Annotated in this window: 1 protein-coding gene; it reads right to left on the bottom strand. The window is 73.7% G+C overall.

All coding sequences use genetic code 11. From position 1 onward, the window contains the following. Positions 1 to 67: 67 nt before the first annotated feature. Complete coding sequence (locus G6048_RS23280) at positions 68 to 21,352, bottom strand: non-ribosomal peptide synthase/polyketide synthase (protein WP_165341536.1); 21,285 nt, start codon at positions 21,350 to 21,352, stop codon at positions 68 to 70. Position 21,353: the final 1 nt, after the last annotated feature.

The raw sequence follows: 21,353 nt of genomic DNA, 5'->3' as shown, positions 1-21,353 counted from the left end.
GGGCGGCAGGCCCGTTCGACGGGCCTGCCGGGTCGGTGTATTCGGTCGGCCAGGCAGGTCGGCCTGGTCAGTCGGTCTGGTCGGCCGTGCGCAGCAGCTCCGCCAGCAGGCGGCCGATATGAGCTGCCGGACGGTCGGCGAGCATGCCGTTGTGGGTGGCGTCGACCGGGTGGACGTCGACGCGGCCGGTGATGCAAGGCCGCCACAGGTCCGGCTCGCGTCGTGTCTCGCCGTCCTCCAGGCGCAGGGCACGGCAGAAGACGAGGTCGCCTTGGAAGGCGCGCGGCGTGTGGCGGGCAGCGATGCGGTCGTTGTTCACCAACACGGCCTGCGCGGCATCGAGTTGGGCCGGGGTGAGGGTCGCCAGCTCCTCCGGCGGGGTCAGGCCGTCGAGTAGCTCCGCCTCGGGACGCTCGGACCCGCCCGGGTCCCTCGGGTAGGTGTCGAGCAGCATGAGCAGCTCGACCTCCTCGCCCGCCTCCTGGAGCTGGACCGCCATCTCCTGGGTGACGAGCCCGCCGAACGACCAGCCCACCAGGCGGTACGGGCCGTGCGGCCGCACCTCACGGATCCGGGCCACATACTGCGCGGCCATGTCGCGGATGCTCCCGGCCCGTTCGCTGTGGCCGTCGAGTCCCGCGGCCTGGAGGCCGTAGACCGGGTGGCGGGCGTCGAGGTGGCGGGCAAGGTTGGCGTAGATCCAGCTCAGACCGCCCAGGGGGTGCATGCAGAACACCGGGGTGCCGGTGCCGCCCGTGCGCAGCGGCAGCAGCATCGCCAGTGGATCGTGCTCCGCCTCGTCCCCGGATCGCAGCCGTACGGCCAGGGACGCGACGGTGGGCGCCTCGAACAGGGCCCGTACGGTCAGCCGCACGTCCAGCTTGCGCTGGATGCGGGTGATGAGCCGGGTGGCCAGCAAGGAGTGACCGCCGAGGGCGAAGAAGTCGTCGTCGACCCCAACCTCGGGCAGGCCGAGCGCGTCGGCGAACAGGTCGCACAGGAGGTGCTCGTCCTCCGTGGCCGGTGCGCGGCCGGTACCCGTGGGCGTCCGGTCCGGGGCGGGCAGAGCTGCGCGGTCCACCTTTCCGTTGGCGTTGTACGGCAGCTCCGACAGCGGCACGACGAACGCCGGTACGAGGTGGGCGGGCAGGCGGGACGCGAGCCGACGGCGCAGCTCGTCCGGATCCGCATCGCCGGTGACGTAGGCGACGAGCGTCTCGTCGCGCAGCACGACCACGGCCCGGCGCACACCCGGCTGCTCCGTGAGCGCCGCCTCGCTCTCGCCCGGCTCGACGCGGATGCCGCGGACCTTCAGCTGCTGGTCCGCGCGGCTGACGAAGTGCAGCCGTCCCTCGCGGTCCCACTTGACCAGGTCGCCGGTGCGGTACATCAGGGCCCCGGTCTCGTACGGGTTCGGCACGAACCGCTCGGCGGTGAGCACCGGCTGGCCCGCGTAGCCGCGGGTGACCTGGGCTCCGGCGATGTAGAGCTCGCCGGGTACGCCGGGGGGAACGGGCCTGAGGGCCGCGTCGAGGACGTAGGCGCGGGTGTTGTCGATCGGTCGGCCGATGGTCACCAGGGGCCGGTCGCCGGGCTCCGTCTCCGGGTCCCACACGGTCGCGTCGCAGGTGACCTCGGTGGAGCCGTACTTGTAGTGCAGCGGGACGCCCCAGGCCGCGGTGCAACGGTCGTACAGGTCCCGGGACAGGGCCTCGCCGCCGACGAAGATCCGGCGCAGGCTCGCGAACTCCTCCCGGCGGCCCTCGACGAGGAGGATCTCCAGCATCGACGGCACGAAGTGCACGGTGGTGACGGCGTGCCGGGCGATCGTGCGGGCCAGGTAGTGCGGGTCGCGGTGCCCGTCGGGTTCGGCCACCACCGTGGTGGCTCCGGCCTGGAAGGGCCAGAACAGCTCCCACACGGACACGGTGAAGGCGATGGGCGTCTTCTGCAGCACCCGGTCCTCGGGGGTCAGCCCGTACGCGTGCTGGAGCCAGCGCAGGTGGTTGACCACCGACGCCTGGGAGACGACCACGCCCTTGGGCCGCCCGGTCGAGCCCGAGGTGAACATGACGTACGCGGCGTTGCCCTGCCGCAGCGGGGCCACCCGGTCGGCGTCGGTCGGGTCGGTGTCCCGGGCGGCGGCGATCCGGGCCGCGGTCGCCGGGTCGTCCAGGACCACGAGGGGTGCCTCCGCCGGGAAGGCCGTGGCGTGGGCGGCCGTGGTGAGCACCGCCGCCGCACCGGCGTCCTGGAGCATTCCGGCCGTCCGCGACGCCGGGTTGTCCGGGTCGACGGGCGTGTAGGCGGCTCCCGCCTTGGCGACCGCGTGCGCGGCGACCAGCAGGTCGAGCGAGCGCGGCAGGGCCAGAGCCACGACCGACTCGGGCCCGACCCCCTCGCCGATGAGCAGGTGCGCCAACTGGTTGGCACGGCGGTTGAGTTCGGCGTAGGTCACCGAGGTGTCGCCCGCGATCACCGCGAGCGCGTCCGGGTGGGCGGCGACCGTGTGCTCGAAGAGCGAGGCGAGCGTGGCCGGGGGCTCCGTGATCGCCGTGGCGTGCCAGTCGACGAGCAGCGCACGGCGCTCGTCGGGCAGCAGTACCTCCAACGCGCCAATGGGGGTGTCCGGTTCGCGTACGGCCCCGTCCAGCAGGAGCAGCAGCCGCTCACCGAGGCGGGCGACGGTCTCCTCGTCGAACAGCGCGGTGGCGTACTGGATCTCGCCGCTCAGTCCGGCCGGGGCGCCCTGCGTGTCGAACTGCTCGGTGACGCTGAACGACAGGTCGAACTTGGCGGAAGGCAGGCCCGCCGGGAGGGGCTCCACGGTCAGGTCCGGGAGTTCGAACCTGGCCTCGGCGTTGTTGCGGAACGACAGCATCACCTGGAACAGCGGGTGCCGGGCCGCGGACCTGGCCGGGTTCAGGGCCTCCACGATGTGCTCGAACGGCAGGTCCTGGTGCTCGTAGGCGTCCAGCGCGGTGCGGCGCACCCGGCCGAGAATTTCGGCGAAGGCCGGGTCGCCCGAGGTGTCGGTGCGCAGCACCAGCGTGTTGAGGAAGAACCCGACCACGCCGTCCAGCGCCTCGTCCCCGCGGCCCGCGGTGGGCACGCCGATGGGCAGGTCCTCGCCCGCGCCGAGCCGGGTGAGCAGTGCGGCGAGAGCGGCCTGGAGCGCCATGAACACGGTGCTGCCATGGGCCTCGGCGACCTCGGCGAGCCGCTGGTGCAGCTCCGGGCCGATCTCCAGGGGCACGGCCGCGCCGGTGCCTGTGGCGTGGGCAGGGCGGGGCCGGTCGGCGGGCAGGTTCAGCTCCTCTGGAAGGCCCGTCAACACCTCGCACCAGTAGGCGAGTTGGCGTCCGCTGTGGCTCTCGGGATCACCGGCGTCGCCGAGGATGTGGTTCTGCCACAGGGCGAAGTCGGCGTACTGGACCCGAAGGGGCGCCCACCGCGGCGGCCGTCCCGCGAGCCGGGACCGGTAGGCGGCGGCCAGGTCGTCGGCGAGCGGCCGCAGCGATTCGGCGTCCCCGGCGATGTGGTGGACGAGCAGCAGCAGTACGGCGTCGTCCGCCGCCTGTTCGAACAGCCAGGCCCGCAGGGGGATTTCGGCGGTGAGGTCGAAGGCGTACGCCGCCGCCTCGGCGATCCGGTCCGGGACCTCGTCGGGGGTCACGGTCCGCACGGTCAGCGACGCCGTGGTGGCATCGGCCGGGAGCACGATCTGGTACGCGCCGTCCTCGTCCTCGGCGAGCACGGTGCGCAGGCTCTCGTGCCGGGCGACCACGTCGGTCAGCGCGGCGGAGAGCGCGTCCGCGTCCAGCGGGCCGGTCAGGCGCAGGGCCAGCGGGATGTTGTACGTCGCCGACGGGCCCTCGTACCGGTGCAGGAACCACAGCCGCTGCTGCGGGTAGGACAGGGGCAGCCGGTCCGGCCTCTGCCCTGCCTCGACGGCCGGCCGGGCCGCGGCGGCGCCGTCCAGGCGGGCGGCCACCCCGGCCGGGGTGGGCGCCAGGAAGATCGCGCGCAGCGGCAGGTCGACGCCGAGCACGGAACGGATGCGGCTGACCAGCCGGATGGCCCCGAGTGAGTTGCCGCCGTACTCGAAAAAGTCGGCGTCGACCGACACTTCGGGCACACCGAGGACGCCGGCGAACAGCCCGCACAGGATCGACTCGTGCGGTGTCCTCGGCGCCCGCGCGGTGCGCGGGCCGTCGTCGTCGCCGTACGACGCCGGGTCGTCGGCCACGACGATCCGGGACGGCACCTGGTAGCCGGGCAGCAACTCGGCGAGCCCCGCCCGCAGGGCGGCCCGGTCGAAGCGGTGGCCGGGGGCCGGGACGACCTGGGCGACCAAGGTACGGCGGTCCGCGTCGCCGTCCACGGCGACCTCGGCCTCCGCCACCTCCGGCAGACCCAGCAGGGCGGTGCGCACCTCGTTGAGGTTCACTCGGAAGCCGCGCAGGATCACCAGGTCCTCAGCGCGGCCGAGGGGCTCAAGGTGCCCGTCCACCGTGCACCGGGCCAGCTCACCCGTGCGGTACAGCCGTGATCCGGACCGGTCGGCCACAAACCGTCCGGCGTCCCCGTCGGCCGGTGCGCACTGCGCGAGGGCCGCTTCGGGTCCCGCCAGGTACAGCTCGCCCGGGACGCCCGGCGGTACCGGACGCAGGGAGGCGTCCAGGACGTGCGCGCGGACGCCGTCGGGCATGCCGGTCCGGTCCCCGCCCGCGCTGAGCAGCGCTCGGCGGTCCTCGGACGTCAGCAGGGAGAGCCCGCTCAGCGGTACGTCGGCGTCCGTCGTGACCGCGGAGAGCAGGTGGGTCAGCCGTTCCGCCAACCGCTCGACCGAGACGCGGTCGAACAGGTCGGTCGCGTAGACGAACTCGCCGTCGAGGGTGCCGTCCGGCCGGTGCAGGAAGGACAGCGACAGGTCGAACTTGGCCGTCGGCGCGGACAGCGGCTCCTCGGCCACCGCGACGCCGGGCAGGTCAAGCGCAACGGAGCCGCCCGTGTTGTCGAGCATGAGCGTCACTTGGACGACCGGCTCCTGCGCCGTGGACCGCTCGGGGTTCAGCGCCTCCACGACCCGTTCGAAGGGCACGTCCTGATGGGCGTAGGCGTCCAGATCGGTGGCCCGCACCCGGCGCAGCAGCTCCGCGAAGGTGGGGGCGCCCCCGGTGTCGGTGCGCAGGGCCAGGGTGTTGACGAACAGGCCGACGAGGTCGTGCACGGCCGCGTCGGTGCGCCCGGCGACGGGGGTGCCCATGACGATGTCGTCCCCGGCGCCATGCCCGGCCAGGAGGGTGGCGAACGCGGCGTGCAGGACCATGAACAGCGTGGCGTCTTCCCGCCGGGCCAGCCCGATGAGCGCCTCGTGCAGTTCGGCGGGGACCGTGAAGCCCACGGCGTCCCCTCGGCGGGAGGCGACGGCCGGCCGGGGCCGGTCGAGCGGCAGCGGCAGCTGGGCCGGGGCGCCGGACAGCAGCTCGGTCCAGTGCCGCAGCTGGCGTGCGATCCCGCTGCCGTCGTCGCTCTCGGAGCCGAGGGCGCGGCGCTGCCAGAGCGCGTAGTCGGCGTACCCCACGTCCAGCGGGCGCCAGTTCGGGGCCTGCCCGGCCAGCCGTGCCGTGTACGCCTCGCTCAGGCCGCGCGCGAGCGGGGCCATCGACACCGCGTCGACGGCGATGTGGTGCACCACCAGGACCAGGACATACTCCCGCTCGGAGAGCGTCAGGCACCAGGCCCGCAGCGGTCCGGTGCGGGCGAGGTCGAACCGGTGGCGGGCGGCCTCGGCCAGGGCTTCGGGCAATTCTTCCGCCGTGACGGACCGCACGGTGAGGTCCGGTGCGGCGGCGTCGGCGCGCAGGACGACCTGCCGGGGGCCCTGGGCGTCGCCGACGTAGACCGTGCGCAGCGGCTCGTGTCGGGCGACGACATCGGCCAGCGCGGCGCATAGGGCCGTAAGGTCGACCTCGCCGGTCAGGCGCAGGGCGACGGGCACGTTGTAGGCGTCGGACGGCCCGTCCAGGACGCCCAGGAACCACATGCGTTCCTGGGCGTAGGACAGCGGCAGCCGGTCGGGGCGCTCGGCGGCGGTGACCGGTTCGGGCCACGCGGCCTCGGGCAGCGTCTCGGCGAGTGCGGCGACGGTCGGCGTGTCGAAGAGCTGCCTCAACTCGACGCTCAGTCCGAGTTCCGCGCGGATGCGGTTGGCCAGGACGGTGGCCAGCAGCGAGTGGCCGCCGAGCGCGAAGAAGTCGTCGTCGACCCCGACCTCGGGCACGCCGAGGACCTCGGCGAACAGCCCGCACAGGGCCTCCTCCCGCTCCGTGCGGGGCCCGCGTCCCGTGGTGTGCGCGGCCTGGGGTGCCGGGAGGGCCCTGCGGTCGAGCTTGCCGTTGGGGGTCAGCGGGATCCGGTCGAGCTCGACGAACGCCGACGGGACGAGGTACGCGGGCAGCGAGGCCGCCAGCACCGTCCGGACCGCGTCGACGGTCAGCGGCAGCGCGGCAGGGACGACGTAGGCGACGAGCCGCAGGTCGCCCGGCCGGTCCTCGCGGGCGACGACCGCCGCGGCAGAGATCTGGTCGAGGGCGGTCAACGCGGCCTCGATCTCGCCGGGTTCGACGCGGTAGCCGCGGATCTTCACTTGGTCGTCGACACGTCCGGCGAACTCCAGCACGCCGCCGTGGCTCCAGCGGGCCCGGTCGCCCACCCGGTACATCCGGCTGCCCGCAGGCCCGAACGGGTCGGCGACGAACCGCACGGCGCTCTGCCCCGGCCGGCCCGCGTAGCCACGGGCGAGCTGGGGTCCGGCGAGGTACAGCTCACCCCACACCCCGTCGGGGACGGGCCGCAGATACGCGTCCAGCACATACACCCGCGCACCCGCGAGGGGCCGCCCGATGGGCACGGAGCCAGGAGTGAGTTGGTCGCCCGGTGCGATCTCGTGGACGACGCAGCCCACGGTCGCCTCGGTGGGCCCGTACTCGTTGACGATCAGGGCGTCCGGGTGCCTCTCGCGCCAGCGCTGGAGCAGGTCGCCGTCGAGTGCCTCTCCTCCGATGACCAGGTTGCGGGCATCGGAGGTCCGGTCCGGCAGGGTTTCCAGCAGCTTCAGATGGCTGGGGGTGATCTTGAGCAGGTCCGGGCGTTCCGTGTGCTCATCGAGGTCACCGAACCGGACCCGGCCGCCGCTGATCAGCGGGGCGAAGAGCGTGGTGACCGGCATGTCGAAGGCGAGCGAGGAGTGCACCACGGCCTCGCCGGAGGCCGCCGGGTACAGTTCGGCGGCCCGGCTCAGGTAGGCGGCCAGCGAGGTGTGTTCGACGACGACGCCCTTGGGGCGGCCCGTCGAGCCGGAGGTGTAGATCAGGTAGGCGGCCTGCCGGGGGTGCACCGGCACGCCCGGGTCGCCGTCGGCGTATGCGTCCAGGGCGGGCGCCCAGTCGGCGAGCACGCTCTCGGTGACGACCAGGCGGGCGCCCGCGTCGGCGGCCAGGCTGTCGATGCGGGCGGCCGGGTTAGCCGGGTCGATCGGCAAATAGGCCGCCCCCGCCTTCAGGACGGCTAGCAGCACGGCGAGGGTGTCGGCGCGGCGCGGCAGGACGACGGCGACGACACTCTCCGGGCCGGCGCCGAGCGCGTTCAGGTGCCGGGCGAGCCGGTTGGCCCTGCGGTTCAGTCCGTCGTACGTCAGTGTCGTGCCGTCGGAGACGGCCGCGACGGCGTCGGGGGTCTGGGCCACCTGCGCCTCGAACAGCTCCGGCAGCGTGCGGTCCGTGCCGCCCGCGGTGTCACCCTGCCACCGCACGAGCAGTTCCTCGCGCTCGGCCTCGGTCAGCAGGTCAAGGGCGTAGATCGGCCGCGCGGGGTCCGTGACGGCCGTGTTCAGCAGGCGCGGGTACTGCTCGGCGACGCGCTCGGCGGTGGTGCGGTCGAACAGGTCGGCGGCGTACTCGACCGTGCCGTCCCAGCCACCCGCCGCGTTCTGCGTCAGCGTGAACGACAGGTCGAACTTGGCCCGGTCGCCGGGCGCGTCCGCCGGCGCGACCGTGAGGCCGGGCAGGGTGGGCGGCGTGCTGTGCTCATTGAAGGTCAGCATCACCTGGAACAGCGGGTGCCGGGAGCGCGACCGCTTCGGGTTCAGCTCCTCCACCAGTTGCTCGAAGGGCACTTCGGCGTGGGCGTACGCCGCCACATCGGCCCGCCGCACGCGGTCGAGCAGCTCGGCGAAGGCCGGGTTGCCGGAGGCGTCGGCGCGCAGCACCAGCGTGTTGGCGAAGAGCCCGACGAGGTCGTCGAGCGCGCTGTCCGGGCGGCCCTCGACGGGGCTGCCGACGACGATGTCGTCCCCGGCGCCGAGGCGGGCCAGCAGGGTGACGAGGGTGGCGTGCGCCACCATGAAGGCGCTGGCGTCCCGCTCACGGCCCAGGCGTTCGGCCCGCTCCCGCAGTTCGGCGGCCACCGTGAAGGAGACCGTGCCGCCCCGGTACGACATCGCCGCGGGGCGGGGCCGGTCGGTGGGCAGCTCGGTCTGCTCGGGGAGGCCGGCCAGCTCGGCCGTCCAGAACTCCAGCTGGTCGCCGGGGAGTTCGCCCTGCCACAGCGCGTAGTCGGCGTACTGGACGGGCAGTGGCGCCCAGTCGGGCTCGCGGCCGTCGAGACGGGCCGCGTACGCGGTGGACAGGCCGTCCGCGAGGGGGCGCATGGAGGCGCCGTCGCCCGCGATGTGGTGGATGAGCAGCAGCAGGACGTGTTCCCGCTGGCCGTCGCTGAACAGCGTGGCGCGGACGGGCAGTTCGCGGTCCAGAGCGACGGGGACCCGGGCCGCGTGAGCCACCGCGTCGGCGAAGCCGGACGGCTCGCACAGCACGACCGCCAAGGGCGGCTCGCTGTCGGTGACGACCTGGTGCGGGCCCTCGGCGTCCTCCGCGATCACGGTCCGCAGCACCTCGTGCCGCCGGACCACGTCCCCGAAGGCGGCGCGCAGCGCGTCGGCGTCGAGCCTGCCGGTCAGGCGCAGGACGATCGGGATGGTGTACGTCTCCGACGGGCCCTCGAGCCGGTCGAGGAACCACATCCGGCGCTGCGCCGCCGACAGCGGCAGCCGCTCCGGACGGTCGCGCCTCACCAGCGCGGGCCGCGCGCCCTGCCCGGCGCGTGCGCCCAGCAGTTCGGCGACCCCGGCGACGGTCGGCCGGTCGAAGACGTCCCGGATGGACAGCTCGGCACCGAAGTCGGCCCGGACCCGGTTGACCAGCTGGGCGACGAGCAGGGAGTGCCCGCCGAGCCAGAAGAAGTTGTCGTCGGGGCCGACCTCGCTCACGCCGAGGACGGCCGCGAAGATGTCCGCCACCTGCCGCTGAAGGCCCTCGACCGGGGTCTTGTCCGGCTGCCCGGCGGCGCGGTCGGGCGCGGGCAACGCCCTGCGGTCGATCTTGCCGTTCGGAGTGAACGGCAGGGTCTCCAGCGGGACGAAGGCGGCCGGAACCATGTAGTCGGGCAGGGCCTGCGCGGCAGCCGCACGCAGGGCGGCGGGGTCGGCCGGAACACCCGGCTCCGCCACCACATAGGCCACGAGCCGCTTGTCGCCGGGCTGGTCCTCGCGCACCACCACGGCGGCCCGGTCGATGCCCGGCTGGGCGGTCAGCATCGCCTCCACCTCACCGAGTTCGATACGGAAGCCGCGGATCTTCACCTGGTCGTCGACGCGGCTGACGAACTCCAGCCGCCCGGCGGCCGTCCACCGCGCCACGTCACCGGTGCGGTACATCCGCGACCCGGGCGGGCCGTACGGGTTGGCGACGAAACGCCCGGCGGTCAGGCCCGGACGGCCGTGGTAGCCGCGGGTGACCAGGTCTCCGGCGACGTACAGCTCACCCGCGGTGCCGACCGGGGCCGGGCGGAACAGGGCGTCGAGCACATACATCCGGGTGTTCCAGGCCGGGGTGCCAATGGTGATCACACCGGGGGGCACGGCATCACCAGGCTCGATACGGAACAGGCTGCACCCGACGGTCGTCTCGGTCGGGCCGTACTCGTTGAGGACGGTCACCCCGGGGTGCCGGGCACGCCAGGCGTCCAGGACGTCACCGAGCAACGACTCGCCGCCCAGGACGAGTTGGCCGCTCGGCGAGTACTCGTCGGGCACGACACCGAGCAGATGCAGATGGCTGGGGGTGGCCTTGACGAAGTCGGGCCGGGCGACCGCCGCCTCCGGGTCCGGGCCGCTGGAGGTCCAGCGGACCAGCTCCACGCAGCCGCCGGAGATCAGCGGGCCGAACAGACCGGTCGCGGTGAGGTCGAAGGAGACGGGCGAGTGCACCAGGACGCGGCGGCGCAGGCTCTCGTACTCGTGCGTCGCCCAGGCCAGATACGCCACCAGCGAGCGGTGCTCGACGACGACCGCCTTGGGGCGCCCGGTCGACCCGGAGGTGAAGATGACGAACGCGCTGTGCCCCGGCCGCCGGACGATACCGGTGAGCGGCTCGGACGGCTGCCTGCCGATCGTCGGGTCGTCGGGCAGCACCACCGGGGCGGCCGTCAACGACCCTACGGTGTCCGCGAGTTCGGCCGTGGTGACCACGGCGACCGGGGCGATGTCGCCCAGCATGAACGCGAGCCGGTCGGCCGGGTGGGCCGGGTCCAGCGGCAGATAGCCGGCGCCCGTCTTCAGCGCGGCCAGCAGGGTCACCGGGATGTCCTCGGACACCGGCAGCAGCACGGCGACGTACCGCTCGGGACCGGCGCCCAGGCTCGCCAGGTGGCGGGCCATCCGGTTGGCGCGGGCGTCGAGTTCGGCGTACGACAGCCCGGTGGCGCCATGGGCGACGGCCGGGGCGTGAGGGGTGCGGGCCACCTGGGCCTCGACGAGGTCGGTGAGAGTGCCCGAGGGCAGCTCGTGGGCGGTGGAGTTCCACTCGGTGAGCAGCTGCCGCCGCTCCTCGGCGAAGACGATGTCGAACTCCCGTACCGGGCGGCCCGGTTCAGCCGCCACGGCCGCGAGCAGACCGGCGAAGCGCTCCGCGATGCGGGCGGCCGTGTGACGGTCGAAGAGATCGGTGGCGAACTCCAGGAACCCGGTCACCCCGCCCTCGGGCCGCTCGCTGAGGAAGAACGACAGGTCGAACTTGGCGGCGGGCGAGGCGACGGGCTGCACGCGAGCGGAGAGCCCCGGCAGGTCGACGGCGAGGTCGAGGACCCTCTGCTGATCGGCGGTGTGGAAGTTCAGGTTGGTCTGGAACAGCGGGTGCCGGGAGGTGGAGCGCACCGGGTTCACCGCTTCCACCAGCCGCTCGAAGGGCACGTCCTGGTGGGCGTACGCGGCCAGGTCGGCGGCGCGTACCCGGCGCAGGACCTCGGTGAAGTCCGGGTCGCCGGCCAGGTCGGTGCGCAGCACGAGGTTGTTGGCGAAGTAGCCGATCAGGGGCGTGAGGGCGTCGTCGGTGCGGTTGGCGATCGGGGAGCCGATCACGATGTCGTCGCCCGCGCCGAGCCGGTGCAGCAGGACGGCCAGGGCGGCGTGGACGACCATGAAGACGGTCGTGTGGCGCTCCCGGGCCAGCTGGAGCAGGGCCTCGTGGATCTCGGGCGTGACGGCGAAGGGGACCGTGTCGCCGCGGTGGGTGGGCCGGGCCGGGCGGGGCCGGTCGAAGGGCAGCTCCAGTTGCTCGGGCAGCCCGGCGAGGGCCGTACGCCAGTGGCCGAGCTGTCGCGTGAGTTCGCTGTCCGGGTCGTCGGCCGAGCCCAGTGCGGCCCGCTGCCACACCGAGAAGTCGGCGTACTGGATGGGCAGTTCGGCCCAGGCGGGTTCCTCGCCCCGGGTGCGGGCCGCGTACGCCTCGGCGATGTCGCGGGCGAGCGGGGCCATGGAGGCGCCGTCGCCGGCGATGTGGTGCAGCACGAGCAGCAGCACGTAATCGTCGCCGCCGAGGTCGAACAGGGTGGCGCGCAGCGGGGGTTCGGCGGCCAGGTCGAACGGGGTGCGCACGGCTTCGGCGAGCCGCGCGTCGAGGGCGTCCTCGTCGGTGCGTACCACGGCCAGGGGCGCGACGGCCGACGGCTGCAGGACCACTTGGTGAGGGCCCTGCACGTCCTCGGCGAAGACCGTGCGCAGCGCCTCGTGCCGTCCCGCCACGTCGGCGAGGGCCGCGGTGAGCGCGGGCACGTCGAGGGCGCCGGACAAGCGCAGTGAGACGGGCAGGTTGTACGTCGGGGACGGTCCCTCGAAGCGGTGCAGGAACCACAGCCGTTCCTGCGCGTACGACAGCGGCAGGCGCCCCTCGCGGGGCAGCGCCACGACACCGGAGCGGCGCGGGCCAGTGACGCCGAGCCGTGCGGACAGCTTCGCCACGGTCGTGGCCTCGAACACCACCGACAGCTCGATGTCGACGTCCAGCACGGCCCGGATGCGGCTCGCCAGGCGGGTCACCAGCAGGGAGTGGCCACCGAGGGCGAAGAAGTCGTCGTCGATGGACACCTCGGGCGCGCCGAGCACCTCGGCGAACAGGCCGCACAGGATCTCCTCCTGTGGGGTGCGCGGCCCGCGCCCGGAGGCATGGGTCAGCTCGGGCACAGGCAGCGCCTTGCGGTCGAGCTTGCCGTTCGGGGTGAGCGGCATGTCCTCCAGCTCGACGATCTGGGCAGGGACCATGTACTCCGGCAGCCGCCCGGCGAGCCGGTCGCGCAGCGCCTCGGCGTCGACGGGGAGGTCCGGGGAGGCGGGGACGACATAGCCGACGAGCCACTGCCCGTGCACGGCCGCGGCGGCCTGGGCGACGGCCGGGTGGTCGGCCAGCGCGTCCTCGATCTCGCCGAGTTCGACGCGGAAGCCGCGCAGCTTGACCTGGTTGTCGGCGCGGCCGAGGTACTCCAACTCGCCGTCGGCCGTCCAGCGCGCCACGTCCCCGGTGCGGTACATGCGGGCGCCGGGCGGGCCGTACGGGCTCGCGACGAACCGCTCGGCGGTCAATCCGGGCCGGTCCAGGTAGCCGCGCGCGAGCTGGACGCCCTCGACGTACAGCTCACCGGGCGCCCCGGGGGCGGCCGGGGCCAGTGTCGCGTCGAGCACGTAGGCGCGGGTGTTGGCGACCGGTCCGCCGATCAGCACGGTCTCGGTGTCCGCCGGCGCGGCCCAGGCGGTGACGTCGACGGCGGCCTCGGTCGGGCCGTAGGCGTTGAGAAGCACGGCGCTGGAGTCGTCGTGGAAGCGGCGAACCAGCTCGGCGGGCAGCGCCTCGTCGCCGGAGACGACCAGCCGGACGGATTCGGGCAGCCGGGTCTCGGCCAGGTAGGCGCCGAGCATGGACGCGCTGAGGTGGACGACCGCGACGGACTCCTCCTGCATCAGCCGCTCCAGGTAGAGCGGATCGCGGTGGCCGTCGGGCCGGGCGACGACGAGGGTGCCGCCGTACATGAGGGTCCAGAAGACCTCCCACACCGACACGTCGAAGCTGACCGGGGTGGACTGCACCACCCGCTCCCCGGCGGTGAGCCGGTGGTCGCGCTGCATCCACCACAGCCGGTTGGCCATGCCCGCGTAGGTGTTGACGGTGCCCTTGGGGCGGCCGGTGGAGCCGGAGGTGTAGATGACGTAGGCGGCGTTGTCGCCGTGCGCCGTCACCCCCGGGTTCTCCGCGGAGCCGTCGGCGTCGGGCGCGATCCGCTCGAAGCCGTCCACGTCCCGTTCGGAGACAAGCAGCCGGGCGCCGGAGTCGGCGAGGATGTAGGCGATGCGGTCGGCCGGGTAGCCGGTGTCGATGGGCACGTACGCGGCGCCCGCCTTGAGCACCGCCCACAGGGCCACCATCAGGTCGACCGAGCGCGGCAACATCACCGCGACCCGCGACTCGGGTCCTATACCGCGCTCGCGCAGGGCGTGCGCGAGCCGGTTCACGCGAGTGTTGAACGCACCGTAGGTGACGCTCTCGCCCTCGAAGCGGACCGCCTCGGCGTGCGGGTTGCGGGCCGCGTACGCCTCGAACAGCCCGACCACGGAGCCCTTGACACCCTTGATACCGTCGGCGCCTTCGTCGTCGAACCGTACGGCGGTCTCGTTCCAGCGCTCCAGCACCAGGGAGCGTTCGGCGTCGCCGAGTACGTCGACCTCGGACAGTCGCAGCGCCGGGTCGGCGGTGACGGCGTCGAGGACGCGGACGAAGCGGGCGGCGAAGCTCTCCGCCGTACGCCGGTCGTACAGGTCGGTGGTGTACTCCAGACGGCACAGCAGACCACCGGCGCCGTCGAAGTGGCAGTCGAAGTGGACGTCGAACTTGGCGGTGCCGCTGGTCACCGGGCCGGGGTCGGCGGTGACGCCGGTCAGTTCGAAGCGGGCCTCGGTGAGGTCCAGCCAGGCGAGCATCACCTGGAAGAAGGCGTGCCGGGAACGGGAGCGCTCCGGGTTCAGCTCCTCGACCAGCCGCTCGAAGGGCACGCCCTGGTGGGCGTAGGCGGCGAGGCCAGTCTCGCGGACGCGGAGCAGCAACTCCTCGAAGCGGGGGTCGCCGGAGGTGTCGAAGCGGTAGACGAGGGTGTTGATGAACACGCCCACCACGTCGTCCAGCGCCGAGTCCGGCCGGTCGGCGATGACACCGCCGAGCGGGATGTCCTCGCCCGCGCCGAGCCGCGTCAGCAGCAGCGACACGGCGGACTGGAGGATCATGAACGGGGTCGTGCGGGTACGGCCGGCCAGGTCCAGGATGCGCTGGTAGAGCTCCGGGACGACGGGGAACTCCACGTGGTCGCCGCGGTGCGTGGCCACCGCCGGGCGCGGCCGGTCGCCGGGGAAGGTGACCTCCGGCGGCAGGTCGTCCAGGGCCTGCTTCCAGTACTCGGCCTGGCGGGGCAGATCGGCGGCCAGGCTGTCGCGCTGCCAGACCGCGAAGTCCGGGTACTGCACAGGCAGTTCGGCGAACTCGGGTGTCTCCCCGGCGAGCCGTGCCCGGTAGGCGAAGGTGATGTCGTCGGCGATCGCGCGCAGCGAGGCACCGTCCGCGGCGATGTGGTGTACGACGAACAGCAGGACGTAGGTGTCCGGCCCTGTCTCGTAGAGCGTCGCCCGCAGCGGCAGGTCGCGGGTCAAGTCGAAGGGGCGGGCGGCGGACGCGGCCAGGTCGGGGTCGCTGTCCCGGACGAACTCCATGGTGAAGGTTGTGTCCGCGGGCAGCACGACCTGGTACGGGCCCTGCTCGTCCTCCGGGTAGACCGTGCGCAGCGCCTCGTGCCGGGCGGCGAAGTCGGCCAGCGCGGCGCCGAGGGCGTCCGCGTCGAGGGTGCCGGTGAGGCGGACGGCGAGGGGGATGTTGTAGGTGCCGGAGCCGCGCTGGAGCCGCTGGAGGAACCACATGCGCTCCTGCGCGAACGACAGCGGGATGCGGTCGGGCCGCTCGTTGGCCGTGATGCGCTTGGCCTGCGGGCCGGCGGCGGTCAGCCGCTCGGCGACCCCGGCGACGGTCGGCGCGGCGAAGACATCGCGCAGGGACAGGTCCACGCCGAACTCGTCGCGGACGCGGTGGACCAGACGGATCATCAGGATCGAGGTGCCGCCGAGGGCGAAGAACTCGTCGTCGACGCCGACGTGGTCGATGCCGAGGACTTCGGCGACGATGCGGCAGAGAGTCTCTTCCTCGTGGGTGCGGGGTACGCCGCCACCGGCCTTCGCCGGTGCCTGCCCGGTGCCCTGGGCCATGGCCCGGTCCCCGATGACCAGCAGCCGGTCCTCGTCGCCGATCACCGACAGCTCGCCCACGGGCACGCCAAGTCCGTCCGCCGAACGGCCGAGCAGCTCCGTCAGCCGGTCGGCCAGCCTCTCGACGGCCGCCGGGTCGAGAACCCCGGTGAGGTAGGCGAACTTCAATGTGAGCTGTGCGCCGGGGAACACCGACAGGGACACCGGGTAGTGGCTGCGCTCGACGAGTTCGGCGCTGGCCAGGCGCAGTCCGCCGGCCTCGATGCCGTCGCTCATCGGGTAGTTCTCGAAGGCGATGACGGTGTCGAAGAGCGCGTCGAAGCCGGTCGCGCGGGTGATCTCCGCGAGGGAGGCGTGCTGGTGCGGGTGCAGGGCCCGCTGGCCCCGCTGGAGCCGGTCCAGCAGCGCCGTCAGCGGCTCGTCCCGCTCGATGCGCACCCGTACGGGCAGCGTGTTGACGAACAGGCCGACCATCGTCTCGGTGCCGGGCAGCTCCGCCGGGCGCCCGGACACGGTCGCGCCGAACGTCACGTCGTCGCGCCCGGTGAGTCCGCTCAACAGCAGCGCCCACAGGCCCTGCACGACGGTGTTGAGGGTGAGCCGGTGCTCCCGGGCCACGGCCGTCAGGGCATCGGTGACCGCCTCGGGGAGGGCGACCTCGTGGACGCCGTGCCCGTCGGAGGCGGCCCCGGCCGGGGCGAGCAGGGTGGGCGCGGCGAGCCCGGCGAGTTCCTCGCGCCATGCCTCGGTGGCGGCCTGCCGGTCCTGTGCGGTGAGCCAGGCCAGGTAGTCGCGGTACGGGGCGGCGGCGGGCGGTTCCCCGCCGCCGTACAGCGTGCACAACTCGTGCACCAGCAGCGGCAGCGACCAGCCGTCCAGCAGCAGGTGGTGGTGGGTCAGCACGAGATGGTTCCCGAGCGCGGTGAACCGCAGCAGCGGCGGCCGTACGACGCTGAAGCCGCGCGCCCGGTCGCGGGCCAGGAACGCCTCCAGGTCGGCCTCCTCGCGCTCCTCCCAGGGCAGCCGGACCGTGTCCGGCACGACCTGGACGGGGGCGCCCGCCGAGCGGCTGCGGAAGGCGACGCGAAGGTGGGGGTGGCGGTGCAGCAGGGCGGTCGCGGCGGTGCGCATCCGGTCGTGGTCGTAGCCGCCGTCGATCTGAAGGACGAGCTGACCGACGTACGGGTCGTCGGGCTCGTACATGGCAAGGAAGAGCAGGCCCTCCTGGAGCGGGGAGAGCGGCAGTACGTCGGCGGCCCCCCGGAAGCGGTCCAACTCCTCCTGGGTGACCCGCACCAGCGGCACGTCGGAGACGCTCAGCGCGCCCCGGGTGTGTGTGGCGAGCTCGGCCAGCGCGCCGGTCCAGGCATCCGCGAGCGCGCGCACCTCTTCCTCGGTGAGCACGCCCTCGGGGTAGGTCCATACGGCGGTGAGGGAGCCGTCGCGGACGTATGCGTCGATCTCCAGGGCGTGGGCGCAGGCAAGGCCGTCGTCGGCGAGCAGCCGCACGGCGTCCGTGCCGTCGGCGAGGCGCCAGCCGCCGAGGTCGTCGGCGTCCAGGCGGCCGAGGTAGTTGAAGGCGATCTGCGGGGCAGGCAGGTGCGCGAGGTGGTCGTGGAGCAGGTCGTGGCCGCGTCCGCCGTGCGGGACGGCGCGCAACTCCTCCTTGGTGCGCCGGATGGAGTGCGGGCCGGTGTCCGTGCCGGGGCCGAGACGCACCGGGTGTATCCGGGTGAACCAGCCGACGGTGGTACTCAGGTCGAACCCGGCGGGCAGGTGGTCGCGGCCGTGGCCCTCCAGGTCGACGAGGACGGGCCCCTCGCCCCGCTGCCGCTGGACGGCGGCCGAGAGCGCGGAGAGCAGGATGTCGTCCGCGGTGGCCCGGTGCGCGGCGGGCAGCGTCGTCAGCAGGGTGTCGGTGAGGGCGGCCGGGACGGTGACGGTGACCGTGCGGGCGGTCGCGTAGACATCCTGCGCCGGGTCGAGCGGGCGGGCGCCCAGAACGGGCTCCTCGGCGGCCAGCAGCTCGGTCCACAGCGGGAGTTCGGCCTGGGTGCCGGGGTCGTCGGCCAGTGCGGCGAGGTGCCCGGCCCAGCGGCGCACCGAGGTCCCGGCCGGGGACAGGTCGGGGGCGCGGTCCGCGGCGGCGGCCGTGAGGGCCTCGGCCATGTCGGGCAGGAGGATACGCCAGGACACGCCGTCGACGACGAGGTGGTGCAGGACGAGCAGCAGCCGCCCGGGCTCGGTGGGCCCGGCGTCGAACCACACTGCCCGGACCATCACCCCGTCGTCCGGAGACAGCGCCTTACGCGCCGACTCCCGCTGCCCCTCCATGTCCCCGTCGACAGCGCGTACGAGGCAGTCCTCGGCCCGTACGGCGCCCACGGGCCGGATGATCCGGCCGCGCATGCGCAGCGCGTAGTGGCGGTCGAGGACCGCCTGCAGGGCTCCGCGCAGCAGTTCGTACGTCAGGCCCGGATCGGTGGTGAGCAGCAGGGACTGGGCGAACCCGGCGGTGGGGCCGCCGCGTTCGGCGAGCCGCCGCTCCATCGGTGTCACGGGGAACTCGCCGACCGGCTCGTCGTGGGCCTCGCGTTCCGGTGCCGACGCGTCCGCCGCCACGGTTGCGAGGCGGGCGACCGTCGGGTGGTCGAAGACGTCCTGCGGGGTGAGCGCGAGGCCCTGGCGGCGGGCACGGCTGACCAGCTGGATGGCGTGGATGCTGTCGGCGCCGAGCCCGAACAGGTCGTCGTCCACGCCGAGTTCGGGCCGGCCGAGGAGCCCTGCGGCGATGTCGTGCAGGACCCGCTCGGCGGCGGTCTCGGGTGCGCGCCCGCTCGACTTCTCAAGGGCGGGCGCGGGCAGGGCGCGGCGGTCGACCTTGCCGTTCGGGGTCAAGGGGATCGACGGCAAAGTGAGCACGGCGACCGGCACCATGTGGTCGGGCAGCCGGTCGGCGAGCCAGGCGCGCGGGTCGGCCGACGGGTCGCCGGTGACGTAGCCGACGAGCTGCCGCGCTCCGGCGGCGGTGTCGTGCACGACGACCACCGCCTGCCGAACGCCGGGCACCGACGCCAGCACGGCCTCGACCTCGGCGGGCTCCACCCGCTGCCCGTTGATCTTCACCTGGTCGTCCGCGCGCCCGGCGAACTCCAGCTCGCCGTCGGCCCGGCGGCGCACCAGGTCGCCCGTGCGGTACATCCGGGTCCCGGACGGACCGCAGGGGTCGGCGACGAACCGCTCGGCGGTCTGGGCCGAGCGGTCGAGGTAGCCGCGCGCGAGCTGGACGCCCGCGAGATACAGCTCACCCGGGACGCCGGCCGGCACCGGCTTCAGGGCGGGGTCGAGCACGTAGGCGCGGGAGTTGTGGGTCGGCACGCCGATGGTGACGGGCTCGCCGAGGGCGCACGCGCGCGAGGTGGCGGTCACCGAGAACTCGGTGGGGCCGTAGGAGTTGTGCAGCTGCGCGCCGCACTCGCGGTGGAAGCGCTCGGCGAGGGGGGCTGGCAGCGCCTCGCCGCCGCAGCTGACCATGCGCAGGGAGGCGACGGTCTCGTACTCGTCGAGGAACAGGCCGAGCATGGCCGGCACGAAGTGGATGATCGTGACCTGCTCGTCGCGCACCAGCCGGGCGAGGTAGGCGGGGTCGCGGTGGCCGTCGGGGCGGGCGACGACGAGGGTCGCGCCCCGAGTGAGGGTCCAAAAGACCTCCCACACGGACACGTCGAAGCCAATGGGCGTCTTGTGCACGACCCGGTCGGCCGGGGTGAGCCGGTACTCGTCCTGCATCCAGGCGAGCAGGTTGGCGATGGCGACGTGGGTGATCAGCGTGCCCTTGGGGCGGCCGGTGGTGCCGGAGGTGTAGAGGACGTAGGCAGCGTTGTCCCCGCGCACGGCCACGCCCGGGTCGGTGTCGGGTTCGCCCGCGCCAGGTTCGCGCACAGTCTCCTCGTCGATGACGAAGGAGGCCCGGGAGTCGGCGAGGACGTACGCGATCCGATCGGCTGGATAGCCGGTCTCGACGGGCACGTAGGCGGCGCCGGACTTCAGCACCGCCCACAGGGCCACGATCAGGTCGACCGATCGCGGCAGCTGCACCGCCACCCGGGACTCGGGCCCGACGCCCGCGCGGCGCAGGGCGTGCGCCATGCGGTTGACGCGGGCGTTCAGCTCGCCGTACGTCAGGCGCTCGCCCTCGAAGACGACGGCCTCGGCCGCCGGGTTCTGGGCCGCGCGCTCCTCGAAGAGGTCCACCAGCAGGCGGCCGTCGGTGTCGTGCCCGGTGTCGTTCAGGTGGTGGAACCGTTCCCGCTCGGCGTCGTCGAGCAGGTCGAGTGCGCCGATGGGCAGGTCGGGCCGCTCGGTGGCGGTGGTGAGCAGCCGCAGGTAGCGGTCGCGGTGCGCGGCGGCGGTCTCGGGGGTGAAGCGGCCGGGGTGGGCGTTGAGGGTCAGCTCGATGCCGTCGCCGGCCTCGGGGTCGCCGTAGGCGTGCAGAGCGAGGTCCCGCACGGGGCCGGAGGCCAGCTGGTGCGCCTCGGCCTCGACGGGGCCGAACGGCAGGCGGGTGGCCGCGAAGGACAGGATGTTGACGCTGGGCCCGCCCAGGGTGCCCGGGTGGGCTGCCGCGGTGAGGTCGCGGCGGAGGTCGTCGTGCGGGTAGCGCTGGTGCCGGGCCGCCTCGGACAGGCGCGCGGCGACGCGGTCGAGCAGTTCGGCGAAGGTCGTGGAGCCGTCGACGCGTACGCGCAGCGGCACATCGTTGACCAGCATCGCGGGCGTCGCCAGGGCGTGCGGGCTCAGCCGGGCCGCCATGAACGTCCGGACGAGCACGTCCTGCGCCCCGGTGACCCGGTGCGTGTGGGCCGCCATGGCCGCGATAACCGGGACCGACCAGCGGGAGCCGGTGAGCCCGCGCATCCGCCAAGCCGTCTCTTCGGGCAGCCGCACGGCCCCGCCGAGCAGGTCGAGGGCGAGACCGGTGGCGCCCGTGCCGAGTTCGGTGGACTCGGGCAGATCCGCGAACTCGCCCTGCCAGTACGCCCCGTCACGCTCCCGGCGCGGCGAACCGAGGTAGGCGTCCTCGTCCGCCAGGACGTCCCTCAGGGTGCCGAAACCGGAGTCCTGCGGCTCCTGGCCCGCGGCGAGCGCGGTGTAGATCTGCAGCAAGCGGCGGCAGTAGAGGACCTGTCCGTAGAAGTCGAGGAGGATGTGGTGGTACCGGAAGTGCAGCCAGTGCCGGTCGGGGCCGAGCCGCAGCAGGGTGTGCGCGAACAGGCGGTCGCCGGTGGGCCGCATGGGGCGGGTCTGGTCGGCGTCGATCCAGACGCGGGCGGCGGTCGCGGGATCGGCCGCGTCGGCGACGTCGACGTACCCCAGCTCTCCCGGTATGGACGGATCGACGGCCTGCCGCACCGTCTCCCCTTCGCCGTGGACGTCGCTATGGAAGTCCTCGTGGAAGCGGAGCCTGAGGGCCTCGGTCTCGGCCACCGCGCGCGCCACGGCCCGGGCCAGCAGCTCGCGGTCCACCGGTCCGGGTACGTCGAAGTAGACGCCGCAGGTGTACAGCGGGCTGTCCGGGTCGAGTCGCTGGGCGACCCACACCCCGTGCTGTGCCGCCGTCAGCGGCAGCCCCGCGTCCGGGGTCGTCTCGGTCGTGCTCATG

The organism is Streptomyces ureilyticus, assembly GCF_011045025.1.
In the GTDB taxonomy this organism is placed as follows: Bacteria; Actinomycetota; Actinomycetes; order Streptomycetales; family Streptomycetaceae; genus Streptomyces; species Streptomyces ureilyticus.
The sequence above is the reverse complement of the archived record's forward strand: the minus strand, read 5'-3'. Positions and strand labels throughout refer to the sequence as shown.